Annotated in this window: 14 protein-coding genes and 1 riboswitch; of the genes, 1 reads left to right on the plus strand and 13 read right to left on the minus strand. The window is 57.1% G+C overall.

The window, feature by feature from the left end; genetic code table 11:
- Window positions 1–21: 21 nt before the first annotated feature.
- The 9 genes from hypE to PLUT_RS07575 all read right to left on the minus strand — a co-directional run bounded on the left by hypE (window position 22) and on the right by PLUT_RS07575 (window position 10898).
- Entirely contained in the window at window positions 22–1065 is a 1044-nt protein-coding gene (gene hypE / locus PLUT_RS07535; RefSeq protein WP_011358185.1) for a hydrogenase expression/formation protein HypE, read from the minus strand.
- A 5-nt stretch (window positions 1066–1070) separates the two neighbouring features.
- Window positions 1071–2159, minus strand: coding sequence for a hydrogenase formation protein HypD (gene hypD / locus PLUT_RS07540; protein ID WP_011358186.1), 1089 nt, complete (start codon window positions 2157–2159; stop codon window positions 1071–1073).
- Window positions 2160–2170: 11 nt separating this feature from the next.
- Entirely contained in the window at window positions 2171–2443 is a 273-nt protein-coding gene (locus PLUT_RS07545) for a HypC/HybG/HupF family hydrogenase formation chaperone (RefSeq protein ID WP_011358187.1), read from the minus strand.
- 106 nt (window positions 2444–2549) lie between these two features.
- Window positions 2550–4853, minus strand: coding sequence for a carbamoyltransferase HypF (gene hypF, locus PLUT_RS07550; RefSeq protein ID WP_041463865.1), 2304 nt, complete (start codon window positions 4851–4853; stop codon window positions 2550–2552).
- Window positions 4850–5656, minus strand: a complete 807-nt coding sequence (gene hypB, locus PLUT_RS07555; RefSeq protein WP_011358189.1) for a hydrogenase nickel incorporation protein HypB — start codon at window positions 5654–5656, stop codon at window positions 4850–4852. The genes hypF and hypB overlap by 4 nt, the downstream gene beginning before the upstream one ends.
- Window positions 5657–5660: 4 nt before the next feature.
- Complete coding sequence (gene hypA / locus PLUT_RS07560) at window positions 5661–6014, minus strand: hydrogenase maturation nickel metallochaperone HypA (protein WP_011358190.1); 354 nt, start codon at window positions 6012–6014, stop codon at window positions 5661–5663.
- A 260-nt stretch (window positions 6015–6274) separates the two neighbouring features.
- Window positions 6275–7213, minus strand: a complete 939-nt coding sequence (locus PLUT_RS07565) for a radical SAM protein (protein ID WP_011358191.1) — start codon at window positions 7211–7213, stop codon at window positions 6275–6277.
- A 35-nt stretch (window positions 7214–7248) separates the two neighbouring features.
- A complete protein-coding gene (locus PLUT_RS07570; RefSeq protein WP_011358192.1) occupies window positions 7249–8598 on the minus strand; it encodes a BCD family MFS transporter in 1350 nt (449 codons plus the stop codon).
- A gap of 80 nt (window positions 8599–8678) precedes the next feature.
- Window positions 8679–10898, minus strand: coding sequence for an SF1B family DNA helicase RecD2 (locus PLUT_RS07575; RefSeq protein WP_011358193.1), 2220 nt, complete (start codon window positions 10896–10898; stop codon window positions 8679–8681).
- 102 nt (window positions 10899–11000) lie between these two features.
- Window positions 11001–11097, plus strand: a riboswitch (TPP riboswitch).
- A gap of 74 nt (window positions 11098–11171) precedes the next feature.
- On the opposite strand from PLUT_RS07575, the gene thiC reads away from it, so the two are divergent.
- Entirely contained in the window at window positions 11172–12869 is a 1698-nt protein-coding gene (gene thiC, locus PLUT_RS07580; protein WP_011358194.1) for a phosphomethylpyrimidine synthase ThiC, read from the plus strand.
- 98 nt (window positions 12870–12967) lie between these two features.
- On the opposite strand, the gene tpiA is transcribed toward thiC, so the two are convergent.
- The 4 genes from tpiA to PLUT_RS07600 form a co-directional block, all read right to left on the minus strand.
- On the minus strand, window positions 12968–13720 hold the full coding sequence (gene tpiA, locus PLUT_RS07585; RefSeq protein WP_011358195.1) for a triose-phosphate isomerase: 753 nt from the start codon (window positions 13718–13720) through the stop codon (window positions 12968–12970).
- Between the two features lie 12 nt (window positions 13721–13732).
- Complete coding sequence (locus tag PLUT_RS07590) at window positions 13733–13957, minus strand: hypothetical protein (protein ID WP_011358196.1); 225 nt, start codon at window positions 13955–13957, stop codon at window positions 13733–13735.
- An 88-nt stretch (window positions 13958–14045) separates the two neighbouring features.
- Window positions 14046–14525, minus strand: a complete 480-nt coding sequence (greA, locus tag PLUT_RS07595; RefSeq protein ID WP_041464157.1) for a transcription elongation factor GreA — start codon at window positions 14523–14525, stop codon at window positions 14046–14048.
- A gap of 140 nt (window positions 14526–14665) precedes the next feature.
- Window positions 14666–16165 (minus strand): DegQ family serine endoprotease, encoded by a 1500-nt coding sequence (locus tag PLUT_RS07600; protein WP_011358198.1) that lies wholly within the window; start codon window positions 16163–16165, stop codon window positions 14666–14668.
- Window positions 16166–16221 lie beyond the last annotated feature (56 nt).

Here is a 16221-nt window from a genome sequence, read left to right on the forward strand (position 1 = left end):
CCAGCTGAACGTTGAGGAGGGTCAGCAGATCCTCGGAAGCTGCTCACCGGGAGGAAGGTCAATGATGCGGCGGCTTCCTAATGCTGTCTGCATTACTACCATGCAGGGATGCTCTTCGACGATGCGCCCGATAAGGGCTGCATCCCGGCCCTGTTCGCTTGAACGCATCACCGCCAACACCTTCACAGCATCATGAGCCGCAACCACAAGAACCAGTTTTCCCTCATTGGCCACATGCAGCGGATCGATGCCAAGCAGTTCAGCGGCCCCCCTGACATCGTCCTTGACAGGAATTGCAGCTTCATCAATCTCGATGCCAACCGATGAGGATGAGGCCAGTTCGTTGAGGGTGGCGGCCACGCCGCCACGTGTGGGGTCTCGCATCGCATGGATTGAGGGAACCTCATCGAGAATTGCTGCAATCATGGCGTTGAGCGGAGCGGAGTCGCTGGTGATGCGCGAGTGGAAAGACAGGCCTTCGCGCGAGGTCATTATGGCCATACCGTGATCCCCGACCGTTCCCGAGAGGATGACAGCATCGCCCAGCTGAAGGTTCCTACAGGAAAGAGCCGTATTATTGCGGATGAGGCCGATGCCTGATGTATTGATAAATATCCGGTCGCACTGTCCCCTACCAACCACCTTGGTATCGCCGGTCACAATCATCACCCCTGCTCTGCGGGCGGCCGCAGCCATGCTCCGGACAATCGCCTCCAGTTCCGTGAGCGGCAATCCCTCCTCAAGCACAAAGCCCGTACTGATGTAGAGTGGTGTTGCTCCACCGACAGAAAGATCATTGACCGTGCCGTTTATGGCGAGTTCACCGATATTGCCGCCAGGGAAAAAGACCGGACTCACCACATAGGTATCAGTGGTAAAGGCTATTTTGCCTGGAGGAAGGTCAAGCTTGGCCTGGTCGTCCAGTATGTCGAGAAAAGCATTCTGGATATGCGGCATGAATACCCGCTGCATAAGTTCCTGTGACAATCTTCCGCCTGCGCCATGCGCCATCTGGACGGTTTCATGCTGCATAAGGGGTGCAGGGCAGGCCGAAAGAATGTTCATGGACTTCAGAGGTTGCGGTGATAGTTGTAGTATGCGGCACATGCCCCTTCTGAAGAAACCATTGTCGCACCAAGGGGGTGCTGCGGGGTGCACTCCGCGCCGAAGGCGGGACATCCATCAGGTTTCATTACCCCCTGCAGGATGCTGCCGCTCATGCAGAGGGGCGACTCCTCGGTGCTCATATGGGAGAGGTGAAACCTTTTCTCAGCATCGAATCCGGCATACTCCGACCTCAACCCCAGACCGCTTTCCGGTATAAGGCCGACGCCTCGCCACTGACGATCAACAACCTCAAAAACCTTGTCGATTGTCCCACGCGCAGCCAGGTTGCCCTCCCGGCTCACAACCCGGCCGTAGCTGTTCACCACTTCCGGCTGACTGTCCTCAAGCAGTTCAACCGTTTTCAGTATCCCGGCAAGCAGGTCAACCGGCTCGAATCCGGTAGGGACAATGGGCACATGGAATTCGGCCGAAAGAGGCAGGTACTGCTCATATCCCATGACGGCGCACACATGGCCGGCAGCAAGAAAGCCCTGGACGCGGTTGGCCGGCATTCGGAGAATGGCACGCATCGCCGGAGGAACCATGACCTGGCTGACGAGGATGCTGAAATTGCCGATACCTTCGCGCGCAGCCTGATGGACCGCCATAGCATTGGCAGGTGCGGTGGTTTCAAACCCTACAGCAAAAAAAACAACCTCCCGAGAAGGATTGTCTCGGGCAATCTGGAGTGCGTCAAGCGGAGAGAAGACAACGCGGACGTCACCCCCTTCGCTGCGAACCATGAAGAGGTCACGGGAGCTGCCCGGAACGCGAAGCATATCGCCGAAGCTTGTAAAGATCACCTCTTTCTTTGAAGCAAGAAGAAGCGCCCGCTCAATGGACTCGAGCGGCGTGACGCAGACCGGGCATCCCGGTCCATGTACCAGCTCTATGGTATCCGGCAGCAGCTGGTCTATCCCGTTGCGGATGATCGAGTGGGTCTGACCTCCGCAGATCTCCATAATGGTCCAAGGTCGGCTTACCCGTCTCCTGATCGCCTCAAGAAGGGTCCGCGCAAGCCTGGGATTGCGGTACTCATCGATATATTTCATAAGATTCCGCCTTACATGGCAAGAGGGGACGGAGGATCCCCGTCAATGTCGAAAGCGCCACGGTCGATCAATTCCGTCCATAGCCGGAGACTCTCGGCAGCCTCCTCTTCGTCAACAATCTTCAACGCAAAGCCCGCATGGATAATGGTATACTGGCCAACCCGAATATCAGGGAGATATTCCAGGCAGACCCTTGTTGTTGTGCCGTTCACATCAACAAGACCCATCCTGAGACTGTTTTCATCGAAAATCTCAATGAGTTTTCCTGGGATTGCAAGACACATCTCTCATCACTTTTTCAGGTTAGGGGCTGAGGGCTCCATACGGTTCACCACTGCTGCGGCTGCGGACATGAATGAAAATAAATATAGCGAGAAAAAAGAGCCGTGCCTAACCGACACCCTCATAGTGACCTGCAAGATAACGGCGCCCGATGATCGCCTGGCCGAGAGATATGCCGCCATCGTTTGCAGGCAGCCGCGAATGGGTCAGGACCCGGTATCCTGCCGCTTCAAGTTCAAGGGAGAGTGTTTCAAAAAGCAGCGGGTTCTGCCATACGCCGCCGCTCAGGGCAACAGTCCTAATGGCGCTCGCCCTGCTGGCTTCAGCTATGGTAGCCTTGAAGCAGTCAATGAGGGTACGGTGAAAACGGCGGCTGATCTCCCGGGATGGACAGCTCTGCCGCACTGCGGCAGCAACATCCTGAATGATGGGAGAAACAAGCATCAGCCATCGACCATGATGCTCCTCCAGGCCGAACCGGAATGCCTTCTTGCCGGTCTCCCCTCCCGCGGCTTCCGTCAATGCAATGGCAGCTTCGCCCTCAAAGCTAATAGTTCCGCATAGGCCGGCAATAGCGGCAACGGCGTCAAAAAGCCTGCCGCAGCTGGATGTTTCATAACTGCCTACCCCCTTCTGCAACAGTTCAAGCACCTGAAAAACCTCCCGTCCCTGCATAAACGGCAGCTCCGGCAGGACGGGGCAGCTACGGAAGAGGTAGCCGATGCCGGCACGCCATGGCTGTTTGATGGCAGTCTCGCCACCGGGCAGGGGCATCGGCTCCAGAGAGGCAAAACGAACGGCGCCCTGAGCGTCACCGATCAGCACCTCGCCACCCCACACCGCACCGTCGGTCCCATAGCCGGTCCCGTCAAGCAGCAGCCCGATGGCAGGACCATCCTCCATGTTTTCAGCGAGACACGACGCAAGGTGGGCATGATGATGCTGCACGCCGAGAATCGGCACATCCTGCCTCATGGCCCACTGCGTGCTCATGTAGGAAGGATGCATGTCATGTACGATCAGTTCGGGCACCGCCTGGAAAAGATGCTGCAAATGGGAGGCAGTCTGCTCAAAATGAAGATATGCCCCATAGTTTTGCACATTACCGATATGCTGGCTCACCAATGCCTGCGATCCCTTGAGAAGGGCAACGGTGTTTTTCAGCTCGCCACCCGTCCCGAAAACGACCGGCCCATCGTTGCTGATGGAAATCGGAGCCGGGACATATCCCCGACTCCTCCTTATCTGCCGCAACGTTCCCGACAGGTGGATGGTAACGGAGTCATCGCATTTCGTCAGAATCGGCCGGTTATGCATGAGGAACAGATCCGCCATCCCTTTCAGGCAATGCAGGGCTTCATCATTGTCGCTGACGATAGGCTCCTCACTGACATTGGCGCTGGTCATCACGAGAACTTCAGGACCCTGCTCAAAAAGAAGCTTATGCAGCGGGGTATAGGGCAGCATGACCCCCAGCCTGTCATTGCCAGGAGCTACGCTATCTGCGAGGTGGCTTCCCGCCCTCTTTTTCAAAAGGACGATCGGTGCCTCGGCGGATTGCAGTGCAATAAGCTCCGCCTCGCAAGCGTCACAGTAGTGCAGTACGGTGGCAGTACTGGGCATCATGACGGCAAAGGGTTTCGCCTCCCGTCCCTTGCCATCCCTCAGCCGCTTTACAGCTGAATCGTTGAGGGCATCGACCGACAGATGGAACCCCCCAAGACTCTTGATTGCCACAACCGCGCCGTCGCGAAGGCGGGATGCGGCAAGAGCGGCTGGATCGGGATGCGGATCAACAGAAAGAGGATCCCCGTAGGCATCAAGAAGAGAGAGGACGGGGCCGCATGTGCTGCAGGCGTTCGGCTGTGCATGAAATCGCCTGTTCAATGGATCGCTGTACTCCCGTTCACACTCTGGGCACATAGTAAAGCCCTGCATCGATGTCCAGGGGCGATCGTAGGGGAGGCGATCGACAATGGTGTATCGGGGGCCGCAGTTGGTGCAGTTGATAAAGGGGTAACGGAAACGGCGGTCCCCGGGATCAAGAAGTTCACGGCGGCAGTCGGAGCAGAGGGCGATATCAGGAGGAATGAGTGTTTCGACTTCATCAGCTGCAGCAGAACACCCTATCACAAATCCATCTTCCCTCTCAAGAGGGATTGAGCTCTCCTGCATGGATGCAATCCTGGAGAGCGGCGGAGCATCATCCAGCAGGGCATCAGAGAAAAGTAGAAGGCGGGAAAGCGGGCCCTGAACCTCAATCAGCACGCCGGAAGGGGTGTTGCGGATGAAGCCTTTAAGGGCATGGCTGTTGGCCAGACGATAGACAAACGGACGAAACCCTACCCCCTGGACGATCCCATTGACCAGAATGCGCTTCCGTTCCTCGGGGCTGTAATCGCTGAAGCTCAGTGATCTTTCAGTTTATGTTCAATCCACTCCTGCAGTGGAGCCATACCCGCTCCGGTTTTCGCCGATACCTCGAACCACTGCAGATGGTGGTTGACCTGCATGGCGTTCTGTCGGCATTTGAGTGCATCAAACTCGACATAAGGAAGCAGGTCCGTCTTGTTCAGGATGCAGACATCCGACTCATGGAACATATTGGGATATTTCAGCGGCTTGTCGTCACCTTCCGTAACACTGATGATTACGACCTTCAATGCCTCGCCAAGATCGAACATTGCCGGACAGACAAGATTGCCGACATTCTCGATACAAAGCAGGGTTCCATCGGGAAGCGGAAGTTCCCTGATGGCCCGGTTGACCATCATGGCGTCAAGGTGGCACCCCGAACCGGTATTGATCTGGATGACCGGCACGCCAAGGGCATGGATACGGTCGGCATCATTGGTAGTCTGCTGATCACCTTCTATGACAGCAACAGGAGTGCTGGCCTGAAGCGCCGGAATGAGTGCTTCAAGCAGTGAGGTCTTCCCCGAACCCGGAGAGCTCAGGAAATTGAGAGCAAAAATGTTCCGCGCCTCAAAAAAGCCCCGGTTCCGCTCGGCAAGCAGGTTATTCTGCTGCAGCACATCCTGCTCAAGAAGAACCTTCCTGCTGCCGGGATGGTCGTGGTTATGGTCATGCGGATGGTCGCCGGAGGCATGCTCATGACTGTGACTCTTCAGGTCCATATGGATATGTCCCCCGGTCTTACCCGGCATGCGAAGTACAGCTTCGCCCTCTGTTGAACAACCGCAGGTATCGCACATGTTCTTATTCCCCCTCTTCGTCAATAATGATGGATTGAATCAGAAACTCTTCGCCCGACACTATCACAATGCGAAGAGAGCCACACTCAGGACAGCGGGCGTAATAGAAGTCAACAGAAAATTCATGTCCGCAATCACTACACCTGCCACGTCCATCAGGCTCATCAATCACCAGTTGTGCCTGCCCGGCAAGACTCCCTGTCGCAGCTGCTGAAAAACAGAACCGCAAAGCCTCAGGCAGAATGCCGGCAAGTTTTCCAATCTTCAGTTCAATCAACGAAATACGAACAGCGCCCTCCGCCCTCGCCTTTGCATCAACGGCGTCGACAATAGACATCGCAATACTCATTTCATGCATGTATGCTACCTTCTGTATTACACCACTGCTTCATCAAGAGAAGGCCTATTCATACCGTGCGGGTGGACATGACCCCCTCCGGAGGAACATGAACGAACGGGAAATACGGACGGGAAATAATGCTGTACATATCACAATAATAACAAATTCCGTCTCTATACGCCGCTCTTCGGCAAAGAAAGAATGCGGGATAGGAGTCAGAAGGAAAGACGAAGCAACTCAGCGCGACATCTACCGCTGAAAAGGAACGTAGCGGCGTATCATGCCTCTCTTTTCGTCCAGTAAGGCTCTCCTCCCTGCTCGATGAGGCTGAACCTCCCGGTGGCGAACATTGCACTGAGGGTTTCGGCGGCTTTGTCCGGCAGGTCGGGAAAACAGGCTTCAAGGGCCGAGAGAAGTTCTCGCTGCTGGACGGGATGGCGAAGGGTGATGGCCGTCACAGCTTCCAGAAGGTCAGCGGATCGGGTGAGGTCCATAGAGCCTTTCACCGGATGGACCAGCGGTGCGACCTCAGCAAGGATGGCGGCTGCACGCTCTATACGCTCTTCGTCCGGCAGAAGAACGTCCTTCTCGGTCGATGGCCGGGTAGGAATGACGAGATGCACCATGTCGGGATTGATGCTCCTGAGCGCAGAGGCGATATCCTGCAGGGCCTCATCGCTGTCGTTCACCCCGCCGAGCAGCATGACCTCCACCCAGAGACGGCCGCTGTACTCCCTGCGGAACTGGCGAAGCCCTTCGAGATGAAGCGAAAAAGTAAACCCCGGAGCCGGACGGCTGATTCTTTGGTGCAGTTCCTCCGACCCGGCATTGAGCGAGGGCAGGACAGCATCGGCATGCAGCAGTTCGCTGCGGACTTCGGGTAAAGAGAACAGCGAGCCGTTGGTGATCACCGCCACGGGAATATCCGTCATCTTTTTTACTTCGTCAATAAGGCGACCGATGCCCTGGTAGAGCATGGTCTCCCCTGAACCGACGAAGGTGATCCAATCGATCCGCGCTCCGGAGTGAAGCGCCTCCTGTATTTCAAGCAGGATGTCTTCAGGCGGGTAGAACTCCTTCCTCTCCAGCGTGTACGCCCTTGTACGACCGAGCTGGCAGTAGATACAGTTCCAGGTACAGCTCTTAGGAGGCAGAAGGTCGACGCCAAGCGACTGGCCGAGGCGCTTTGAGGATACCGGTCCGAACACATGCTTCATGGGCGTTAGGCTGCTGGTTGCAGGGTTAAGGAGGGCTAGTCGATGCCGCTGTTTTTGAGCACCTCAGAAAACTTCACCCGGCTCTCCTCTTCAAACTCCTCCTTTGAAATCCTCGGCAACAGCAGGCTTGCCAGACCGAAAGCAAGGATTTCAAGTCCGAAAATCGCACTGTAGGCCATCATGTAGCTTCCACTGAAGGCGTGCACCACATCGCGGATGACGCCCGCGCCGAAATGACCGAGGAACATTGCAAGGCTCTGTGCCGTCCCCCAGAGACCGATGTAGACACCGCTGCGTCCCGCCGTCATGGTCATCATCATGGTGATGTTCGACACGCTTGACGCGCCGAGGCCGATACCGGTGACCACCAGGCCGATGCGGAGCAGTGACTCATCCCGGGCAAAGCCGGAGAAGATGATGATGGAAAAACCCGCCATGCAGAACAAGTTGCCGATGAGGGCCCCGTTCTTATTGCCGATGCGGTTCAGGAGGAAGCCCGTGATCAGCATGAAGACCAGCTGCATGCCGCCCATGGTGGGACGGAACAGTTTGGTTGTCACTCCGACCGGCATACCGAAAACATCGGCACCGAAAGGCTCCATGACGATCTCGTTGGAAAAGAGAGCAAAGATGGAAAGGAAGATATAGAACGCGAAAAACATCGTTTTCGGCGACTGCGAGAGAAGGCGGATCGACTGAACAAAGCCGAGCGACTCCTCCGCGTGGCCTTTCTTCCCGACGGCGTTTCGCTCCTCGACACCCACAAAGGCAATAAGGCCGAGGACCAGTGCAACAAGGCCGCCGGCAATGCCCACGTTGATAAGCCGTTCCGGCGTATAGACATCAAGATAGGTGCCGACGACACGGGCAGAAATGATCGTGGTGAGCACCATGAGGGTCCAGCTCGAAGAGGTGACCTTGCCGATGTGCTTGTCACCTACATAATCGGCGATGAGTGCGTAATAGGCGGTGGTTGCAACCTGAAGACCGAAACCGAAAAGGAGGAACACCACCATGAGCTGCCAGAGACCGATATCAAACAGGACAGCCGGAAAGAGGGTGGCGAAATCCGTTCCGCGGACCTGCACGTGGTAAGCCGCCACGGGTGCATACATGAAGGCCACGACACAGCTCACGAGCCCGAGAAGAATGTAGGGCGAACGGCGGTAGCCGAGAATCTGTGAACGGTCGGACAGGCTACCGGCCCATACCTTCACGCCGAACACGGCCAGCAGCTCCTTGAGGCTGATGAGCCCGAACACGATAGTGGAGGCAATGCCGAGCTCCTTGACCATCACCCGGTTGAGGGTATCGTGCAGAAAACCCAGCATGATGCCGAAACCCATCTGGAAAAGTGCGAGGCGGACCAGATTGAAAATGCGCATTGCAGCAGAAAAGAATGTTAGGGAAACGGGCGGACTTCGGGCCGGTGCACGGCGGGAAATATAACAAAAAGGAGTATCAATCAGTGCACATGCCCCTTGAGGGCATCGGCGAGGCCGGTGAGGCGACCTTTCGAACTGCACTTCCCCACCGCAAGGCGGAGGGCCTTTTCCTCCCCAATGACCATGACCAGCTTCCGCCCTCTGGTGAGCGCCGTGTAGATGAGGTTGCGCTCCAGCATCGGGTAGTGCAGCATCGAGAGCGGGATGACCACCGCTGGGTATTCCGATCCCTGGCTTTTATGGATGGTGATGGCCCACGCAGGAGCCATTTCATCAAGTTCACCCGTCTGGTAGCGCACTTCGCGGCCGTCAAAAAGCACCTGAAGCTCTCCCTCTTCGTGGTCGATGGCCGAAATGATTCCGATATCGCCGTTGAAGACCTCTTTTTCGTAATTGTTCACGGTCTGGATCACCTTGTCCCCCCTGCCGTAGGCGACCCCGAACCGCTCGATCCGCTTCCCGCCTCCGCCGTTCAGCCGCTCCTGAAGGAGGACATTCAGCGACTCTGCACCGAGAGGTCCCCGGTTCATGGGGGTCAGTACCTGAATGTCATCCAGCGGGTCGAGCCCGAAGCGCTCAGGGATCCGTTCCGCGACAATCTGCACCAGTTTTCTCCGGATGTCGTCGGAACTCGAGGACTCCACGAAATAAAAGTCACCGAGCCCCGGGCCCTCATGACGAAGGAGCCCCTCCCCCCGGTTGACACGGTGAGCGTTCTGGATGATGAGCGAAGTTGCCGCCTGGCGGAAAATCTCTGTAAGGCGCACCACCCGTACCGTTCCGGAACTGATGAGGTCACTGAGCACGGCACCCGGGCCGACAGGCGGAAGCTGGTCCACGTCGCCGGCAAGGATGAGGGCGGCGTTCTTCGGTATGGCCGGAAGCAGCCGGTTCATCAATACCACGTCGATCATGGAGGCTTCATCGACAATCACCAGATCCGCCTCGAGCGGATTGTGTGCAGAGCGCTTGAAATCGAACGTTGCCGGGTCGAATTCCAGAAGGCGGTGGATAGTTCGACCCTCCCGGCCGGTCGCCTCGGAAAGGCGCTTGGCCGCCCTGCCGGTTGGTGCGGTAAGCAGCACCTTGAGGCCGAACACCTCCGGAATGGAAAGCAGGGTACGGATGATGGTGGTCTTGCCGACACCGGGGCCGCCGGTAATGATGAGCAGCTTGTTGGAAAGCGCCAGCCGCACGGCTTCCCGCTGCGACACAGAGAGTTCCAGGCGTGAACGCTCTTCAGCCTCAGTGACCGAACGTTCTACGTCCAGCCTGCCCCAGGGAAGCTTCCCTCCGGCAATCCGCCGGATGCCCTCGACCACGCCCTGCTCTGCCTTCCAGAGGTACTCCAGATAACAGTACCGCTCCTCTCCCTCCAGGACGGCTACAATGCGCCCCGCGGCACATTCAACCTGGAGAGCCTCCTCAAGGACGCTGTCGGGTATCTGCAGCAGCTGACGCGCAGCATCGAGAAGCATCGGTTCGGGAACCCTGCAGTGACCCTTGGAAGAAAGTTCCTGCAGCACCCAGCTCATCCCGGCCCGTGCGCGCAGCGGTGAATCCGCTGCAATACCGATGCTTTGGGCAATGGCATCGGCCGTCCTGAACCCGATGCCCGCAATATCTCGGCTGAGCCGGTAGGGATCACGGTTGATGGCGCCAATGGAGTCAGCGCCGTAGACCTTATAGATTTTCAACGCCCTCGTCGTACCAACGCCGTGCGACTGGAGAAACATCATGATCTCACGCACCGCCTGATGCTCGCGCCACGACTCCACGATGAGTGCCTGTTTTTTCGGCCCGATACCCGGAATGTCGCGAAGCCGTTCCGGATCGGTTTCGATTATCTGGAATACATCCGTTCCCCAGGCGCTCATCATGAGGGAGGCCAGGTGGGGCCCCACCCCTTTAAGCATGCCGGAAGCAAGATATCGCTCCATCCCCTCCCGGCTCTCGGGGGCAATCACCGACAGGCTTTCGGCCTTGAACTGCCGGCCCCAGTTCCTGTCGTCCTGCCACCGGCCGAGCGCTTCGACGTGCTGGCCCGGAGAAACGGACGCAATGCAGCCGACCACGGTCACCAACGGATCCTCTTCATCATTGGCGATGCGAAGCACCGAGAAGCCTGATTCAGGGTTGAAGAACCGGACCGTTTCAACAACTCCGCTGAGCCGCTCTGTTGCCGTGACGCCTTCAGGCTTTCCGTCTTCAGGCTTTCCGTCTTCAGGCTTTCCGTTCATGGGCTGTCCTTGAATGTAATGTGCTCGCGCGGGGGCTCTCTCTCTACCCGCACCCTTGCGGATTTGCAATTCAGGGTGAATTTAAGTATTGTGAGGCGAAGATACTCATCTTGGGGGTGCTGCTTTAAGGGCAGCTGAGATCAAACCCTTGTAACTTGATGCAGGTAATGCTGACGCAAGGAAAGATGAAGCAGGATTCCAGAGCCGTTTCTCCCCCCCGCCCGCTCCCGCTTCACCGCTTTAGCGCACCGCCTGCAGCCATAACGACCAGCCATGGCCCACTCCAATCAGGATCCGCACTGCCCCGAACACCGCCTGTACGGGAACTCGTCCAGAAAAATCCATGTCGACGGCACCCTCTGGCCCCTGCGGGTCGGCATGCGTGAAATCACCCTATCAAGACCATACCTTTCCGGCGGACAAGAGTTCACCAGCTTCCCCATCTACGATACCAGCGGGCCCTATTCTGATCCATCAGTCACCTTCGATCCTGAAAAGGGTATCCCCCCCGTAAGGGATGGCTGGGGATTCATTGCACGGGAATCCGACAGAGCCGCCGCAACCGCGCCCGAAGGCTCCATGACGACACGCATACCCAGAAAAGCCAAAGAAGGCTCAGGCATTACGCAGATGCACTTTGCAAAAAAAGGGGTCATCACACCTGAAATGGAGTATGTGGCCATACGGGAAAACCAGAGGCTTGAAGAGTGGACGCTATCCCACGGCCGCGGAGCCGTCCACGCCACACCCGTCACACCGGAATTCGTCCGGAGCGAGATCGCCCGGGGAAGGGCCATCATACCCGCCAACATCAACCACCCCGAACTTGAGCCGATGATCATCGGCCGGAACTTCAGGGTAAAGATCAACGCCAACATAGGCAACTCCGCACTCAGTTCCTCCATTGCCGAAGAGGTCGAAAAGTCGGTTTGGGCCTGCCGCTGGGGCGCCGATACCGTGATGGACCTCAGCACCGGAAAAAACATCCACACCACAAGAGAGTGGATTCTTCGAAACTCCCCCGTCCCCATCGGCACCGTACCGATCTATCAGGCACTTGAAAAAGTAGGCGGAATCGCCGAAGCCCTCACCTGGGAGCTCTATCGCGATACCCTCATCGAGCAGGCGCTCCAGGGGGTCGACTATTTCACCATCCACGCAGGAATCCTCCGCCGCCACCTGCCGCCTGCCGAAAAGCGCCTGACGGGAATTGTCTCCCGGGGCGGCTCCATCATGGCAAAGTGGTGCAAGGCCAATGGCAAAGAAAACTTCCTTTACGAACATTTCGAGGAAATCTGTGAGATCCTGGAGACCTATGACATCGCCGTTTCGCTCGGCGACGCCCTCCGTCCCGGCAGCATATCTGACGCCAACGACGAAGCGCAGTTCGGAGAACTCAAAGTGCTAGGAGAACTGACAACCGCCGCCTGGCAGCACGATGTGCAGGTGATGATTGAAGGGCCCGGCCATGTGCCGTTCCACATGATAGAGGAGAACATGCAGAAACAGCTTGAGTACTGCCATGAAGCCCCCTTCTATACCCTCGGCCCGCTTGTCACCGACATCGCCGCCGGCTACGACCATGTTAACTCATCAATCGGCGGTACCCTCATTGCCTTCCATGGCTGCTCGATGCTCTGCTATGTCACACCGAAGGAGCACCTCGGCCTTCCGGACAGGGATGATGTGCGCGAAGGAGTGGTAGTGCACCGGATTGCCGCCCACGCGGCCGATATTGCCAAGGGAAGTCCTGCGGCATGGCTGCACGATGAACTTATGAGCCAGGCACGGTACGCTTTTGCATGGGAAGACCAGTTCAACCTTTCACTTGATCCCGAAAAGGCGCGAAAGCTCCACACCGAAAGCTTGAAAGCAGCCGGCCATACTGGTGCGGACCCCGACTTCTGCACCATGTGCGGGCCCGACTTCTGCTCGATGAAAAAGTCGAAGGAAGCAAAAACCCTGCATTGAGCGGGAAAAGGAAGAAAAAAGAGCTTCTAAAGCCCAATAAAAAAAGGCGCATCACATGCGCCTTTTTTTATTGGGTTCAACTTGTCCGTTACTGCTCTTCAGCAGCCAGCCTTGACGATGGCTGCGAAATCAGCAGCGTTGAGGCTGGCACCTCCGATAAGTCCGCCGTCGATGTCCGGCATGGCGAAGAGTTCCTCGGCGTTTGAAGCCTTGACGCTTCCACCGTACTGGATGCGCACGGCCTCGGAGACTTCAGCGCCGTACATTCCCTTCACCGTATCACGGATCAGGCGGTGGACTTCCTGAGCCTGATCGGAAGAAGCGGTCTTGCCTGTTCCGATGGCCCATACCGGCTCATAGGCGATCACGAGATCGGTAATGTCTGCAACGCCTTTCAGCCCCTCGGTCACCTGCCGTGAAACCACGGTGCCGGTTACCCCTTCTTCACGCTCAGCAAGCGTTTCGCCGACGCAGAGGATAACCTTCATGCCGGAAGCGAGCACTTTCTTGATGCGGAGATTGACGGTCTCGTCCGTCTCCCCGAAATACTGGCGGCGCTCGGAGTGGCCGATGATGACGTAGCTGCAGCCGACTGCCTTCAACATGCCGGTTGAGACCTCTCCGGTGTATGCCCCGTCGTCTTCATAGTGACAGTTCTGGGCCACAAGCGCGATGCCGCTGCCCTCTAAAGCACGCCCGACGGCGTCAAGTGCGGGATAGGTCGGGGCAATGCCGGCCTCGCAGGCCGAACACCCGTCACCAAGCGCAGCGATGACCGCCGTGGCAAGTGCAGTCGACTCTGCGACCGTTTTGTTCATTTTCCAGTTGCCGACAACGATTTTTCTGCGCATAGCTGTATGTGGTTAGTACTCTGTTTTGATATCTGAATAGATTTTCTCAATCTCGGTGATGCTGAAGCGGTGGCGGCCGGAACGGGCATCCTTCAGTTCGACTTCCGAGGCGCCGACCAGGGTCAGGATACCGTGCCAGACCCTTGCTTCACGGGTGACCAGGTTGACTTCACGGTTCACCAGTTCCTGGTTGTTGGCAATCCGGTCCGGACGATAGATGATTTGACGCTTGCCCATGAGAGAAGTGGTTGAAATTGATTGTTGCAGTTAACAAAAATCCGTGTCGATTTCCTATTGCTATCGTGTTACAAATGCCTGAGGGCAGTTACTTTACGAAGATTTTAAGGATTTCATAGTGCAGTTCGCCCTTCGGAACGACGATGGTGACCTTGTCACCGGCTGTTTTGCCGATAAGCGCTCTGCCGACTGGAGAGCGGACGGAGATCTTTCCGAGGTCGCTGTCGGCCTCTTCTGAGGAGACAAGGGTGTACTCTATGATTTCCTTAGGAGCGTCGAGGTTGCGGAGCTCAACGGAGGTGAGGATGTAGACTTTGTCGGTCTTGATCTGCTTCGGGTCAAGGATGGTAGCCGATGCCAGCTTGTTTTCAAGGTCGGCGATGCGGGACTCGGTCTGGGACTGCTCCTCCCTTGCGGCATCATATTCTGCATTTTCGCTTAAATCCCCGTGTGAACGGGCCTCGGCGATCTTTTCGAGGACCTCTTTTCTGGTTTCCTGCACCAGCACCTGCAGCTCCTCTTTCAACCGGTTGTATCCATCTCTGGTCAGGTACACTCTCTCACTCATCTCTAGGCTGTTTGTCGTTGGGAAGAAACCGATGGCCATGCTGCAGTGCATGGAAAACAAAAAAAAGTAAAGTCAGCTGCTCTGGGGCTGACTTTACTTAAGGAAATGTACAACACGGAAGCGCTTAAGGCAAAAAAAACTTACAGGTTGAAGGCAAAATATATCTTGTTCCCCTGGCGGTCGACGAGAAGAAACAGCAGTTCTCCCTCTTTGATGCTCCTGACTGCGGTGCCGAATGCAGCGAACGATTCCACAGGCTTACGGTTGACGGCAAGGATCACGTCACCCTTGCGCAGACCTGCCCGGTAAGCGTTGCCGGCCTGTTCGACAGAAGTTATGACGACCTTGCCCGACCCGGGGCCGAGCCTGCGGGCCTGTTCCGGGGTGAGCGGAGCAGCGGTGAACCCGAGAGCACGGTTGGACTGCCCGGGGGCACCCGTAACGACCGGTTCGGGTGCGGGCTGCTGACCCAGGCGCACGCGGACGGTGCGCTTCCGGCCCTCGCGCAGGAACGTGAGGGATACCTCGGTTCCCGGCGCCAGGCCGGCGATGGTGTTGCGAAGCTCCACGCTTCCTTTGACCGGAGCACCGTTGAAGGTGGTGATCACATCTCCGGTCGCGATTCCCGCCGCGGCCGCAGGGCTCGAAGCGACAACTGTTCCGACGAGCGCACCATCCGCCCGCTCAAGCTGCATCGCTTTGGCGAGGTTGTCATCGATATCCTGTATGCTGACCCCGAGGTAGCCGCGGGTCACCTTACCGTTGGTGATGAGGGCGGTCATGACCCTCCTGGCCATGTTCGAAGGGACGGCAAAGCCGATGCCCTCGAACCCGCCCGTCCGGCTGGCGATGGCGGTATTGATGCCGACGAGTTCCCCGTTGATGTTGACGAGAGGTCCGCCGGAGTTACCGGGGTTGATGGCCGCATCGGTCTGGATGAAGTCCTCATAGTCGGCCAACCCGACATTGGCCCGCCCCTTTGCGCTCACAATTCCCTGGGTGACGGTTCTGGCAAGGTTTTCGCCGAGAGGACTGCCGATGGCGATGACCCATTCACCGACCCGCAGCTGATCGCTGTTGCCGAGGGCAATGGGCTTCAGGTTCCCGGCTGTCACCTTTATGACGGCCAGGTCGGTCTTGGGATCAGTGCCGATAACCCTGGCGTCCAGCCGGCGGTTGTCGGAGGTTCGGATAAAGACCGTATCGGCACCGTCGATAACGTGGTTGTTGGTGAGGATGTAGCCATCATCCGTCACGATGACGCCCGAACCGATTCCATGCTGGATCTGCTTCCGACCCTCACTGCGATCCATTCCGGGGAAGCTGAAAAAGTCATCGAACTGATGGCCGAAAAAGTCGAACGGTGAGATCATGCGTCGGCTGACGGTCTTTTCAGTATAAACAGTCACCACCGACGGCGTAGCAGACTCTGCAATCTGCACAAAGGCCTCGTTGAAGCTCTTGAGGGACTGCACGGGGTAGTCCTCAATGGTGTTTTTCGCTTCAGCATAACGCGGCCCCCCCGAAAACGACAGCTCTTTTCCGGAACTGGAACCGAAGCCCGAAAAGGAGAATTCAAGGTTGCTGAAGACCATTGCGCCGATGGCGATCCCCGCAAGAACCAGCAGCAGGGGTTTCATTATAGACGGTTTCCTGTTCATCATTGGGACTGTCTTATGGTTTATCTGTACGATAT

Origin of the sequence: Pelodictyon luteolum DSM 273 (assembly GCF_000012485.1) — a bacterium.
Classification (GTDB): Bacteria; Bacteroidota; Chlorobiia; order Chlorobiales; family Chlorobiaceae; genus Chlorobium; species Chlorobium luteolum.

Bases quoted from the DNA above. Each gene is read 5' to 3' on its own strand.
- hypD (WP_011358186.1), bottom strand. From the start codon at position 2,159: ATGAAATATATCGATGAGTACCGCAATCCCAGGCTTGCGCGGACCCTT.
- tpiA (WP_011358195.1), bottom strand. From the start codon at position 13,720: ATGCGCAGAAAAATCGTTGTCGGCAACTGGAAAATGAACAAAACGGTC.
- PLUT_RS07590 (WP_011358196.1), bottom strand. From the start codon at position 13,957: ATGGGCAAGCGTCAAATCATCTATCGTCCGGACCGGATTGCCAACAAC.
- thiC (WP_011358194.1), top strand. From the start codon at position 11,172: ATGGCCCACTCCAATCAGGATCCGCACTGCCCCGAACACCGCCTGTAC.
- hypA (WP_011358190.1), bottom strand. From the start codon at position 6,014: ATGCATGAAATGAGTATTGCGATGTCTATTGTCGACGCCGTTGATGCA.
- hypB (WP_011358189.1), bottom strand. From the start codon at position 5,656: ATGTGCGATACCTGCGGTTGTTCAACAGAGGGCGAAGCTGTACTTCGC.
- PLUT_RS07570 (WP_011358192.1), bottom strand. From the start codon at position 8,598: ATGCGCATTTTCAATCTGGTCCGCCTCGCACTTTTCCAGATGGGTTTC.
- PLUT_RS07575 (WP_011358193.1), bottom strand. From the start codon at position 10,898: ATGAACGGAAAGCCTGAAGACGGAAAGCCTGAAGACGGAAAGCCTGAA.
- PLUT_RS07565 (WP_011358191.1), bottom strand. From the start codon at position 7,213: ATGAAGCATGTGTTCGGACCGGTATCCTCAAAGCGCCTCGGCCAGTCG.
- PLUT_RS07600 (WP_011358198.1), bottom strand. From the start codon at position 16,165: ATGAAACCCCTGCTGCTGGTTCTTGCGGGGATCGCCATCGGCGCAATG.
- greA (WP_041464157.1), bottom strand. From the start codon at position 14,525: ATGAGTGAGAGAGTGTACCTGACCAGAGATGGATACAACCGGTTGAAA.
- PLUT_RS07545 (WP_011358187.1), bottom strand. From the start codon at position 2,443: ATGTGTCTTGCAATCCCAGGAAAACTCATTGAGATTTTCGATGAAAAC.
- hypE (WP_011358185.1), bottom strand. From the start codon at position 1,065: ATGAACATTCTTTCGGCCTGCCCTGCACCCCTTATGCAGCATGAAACC.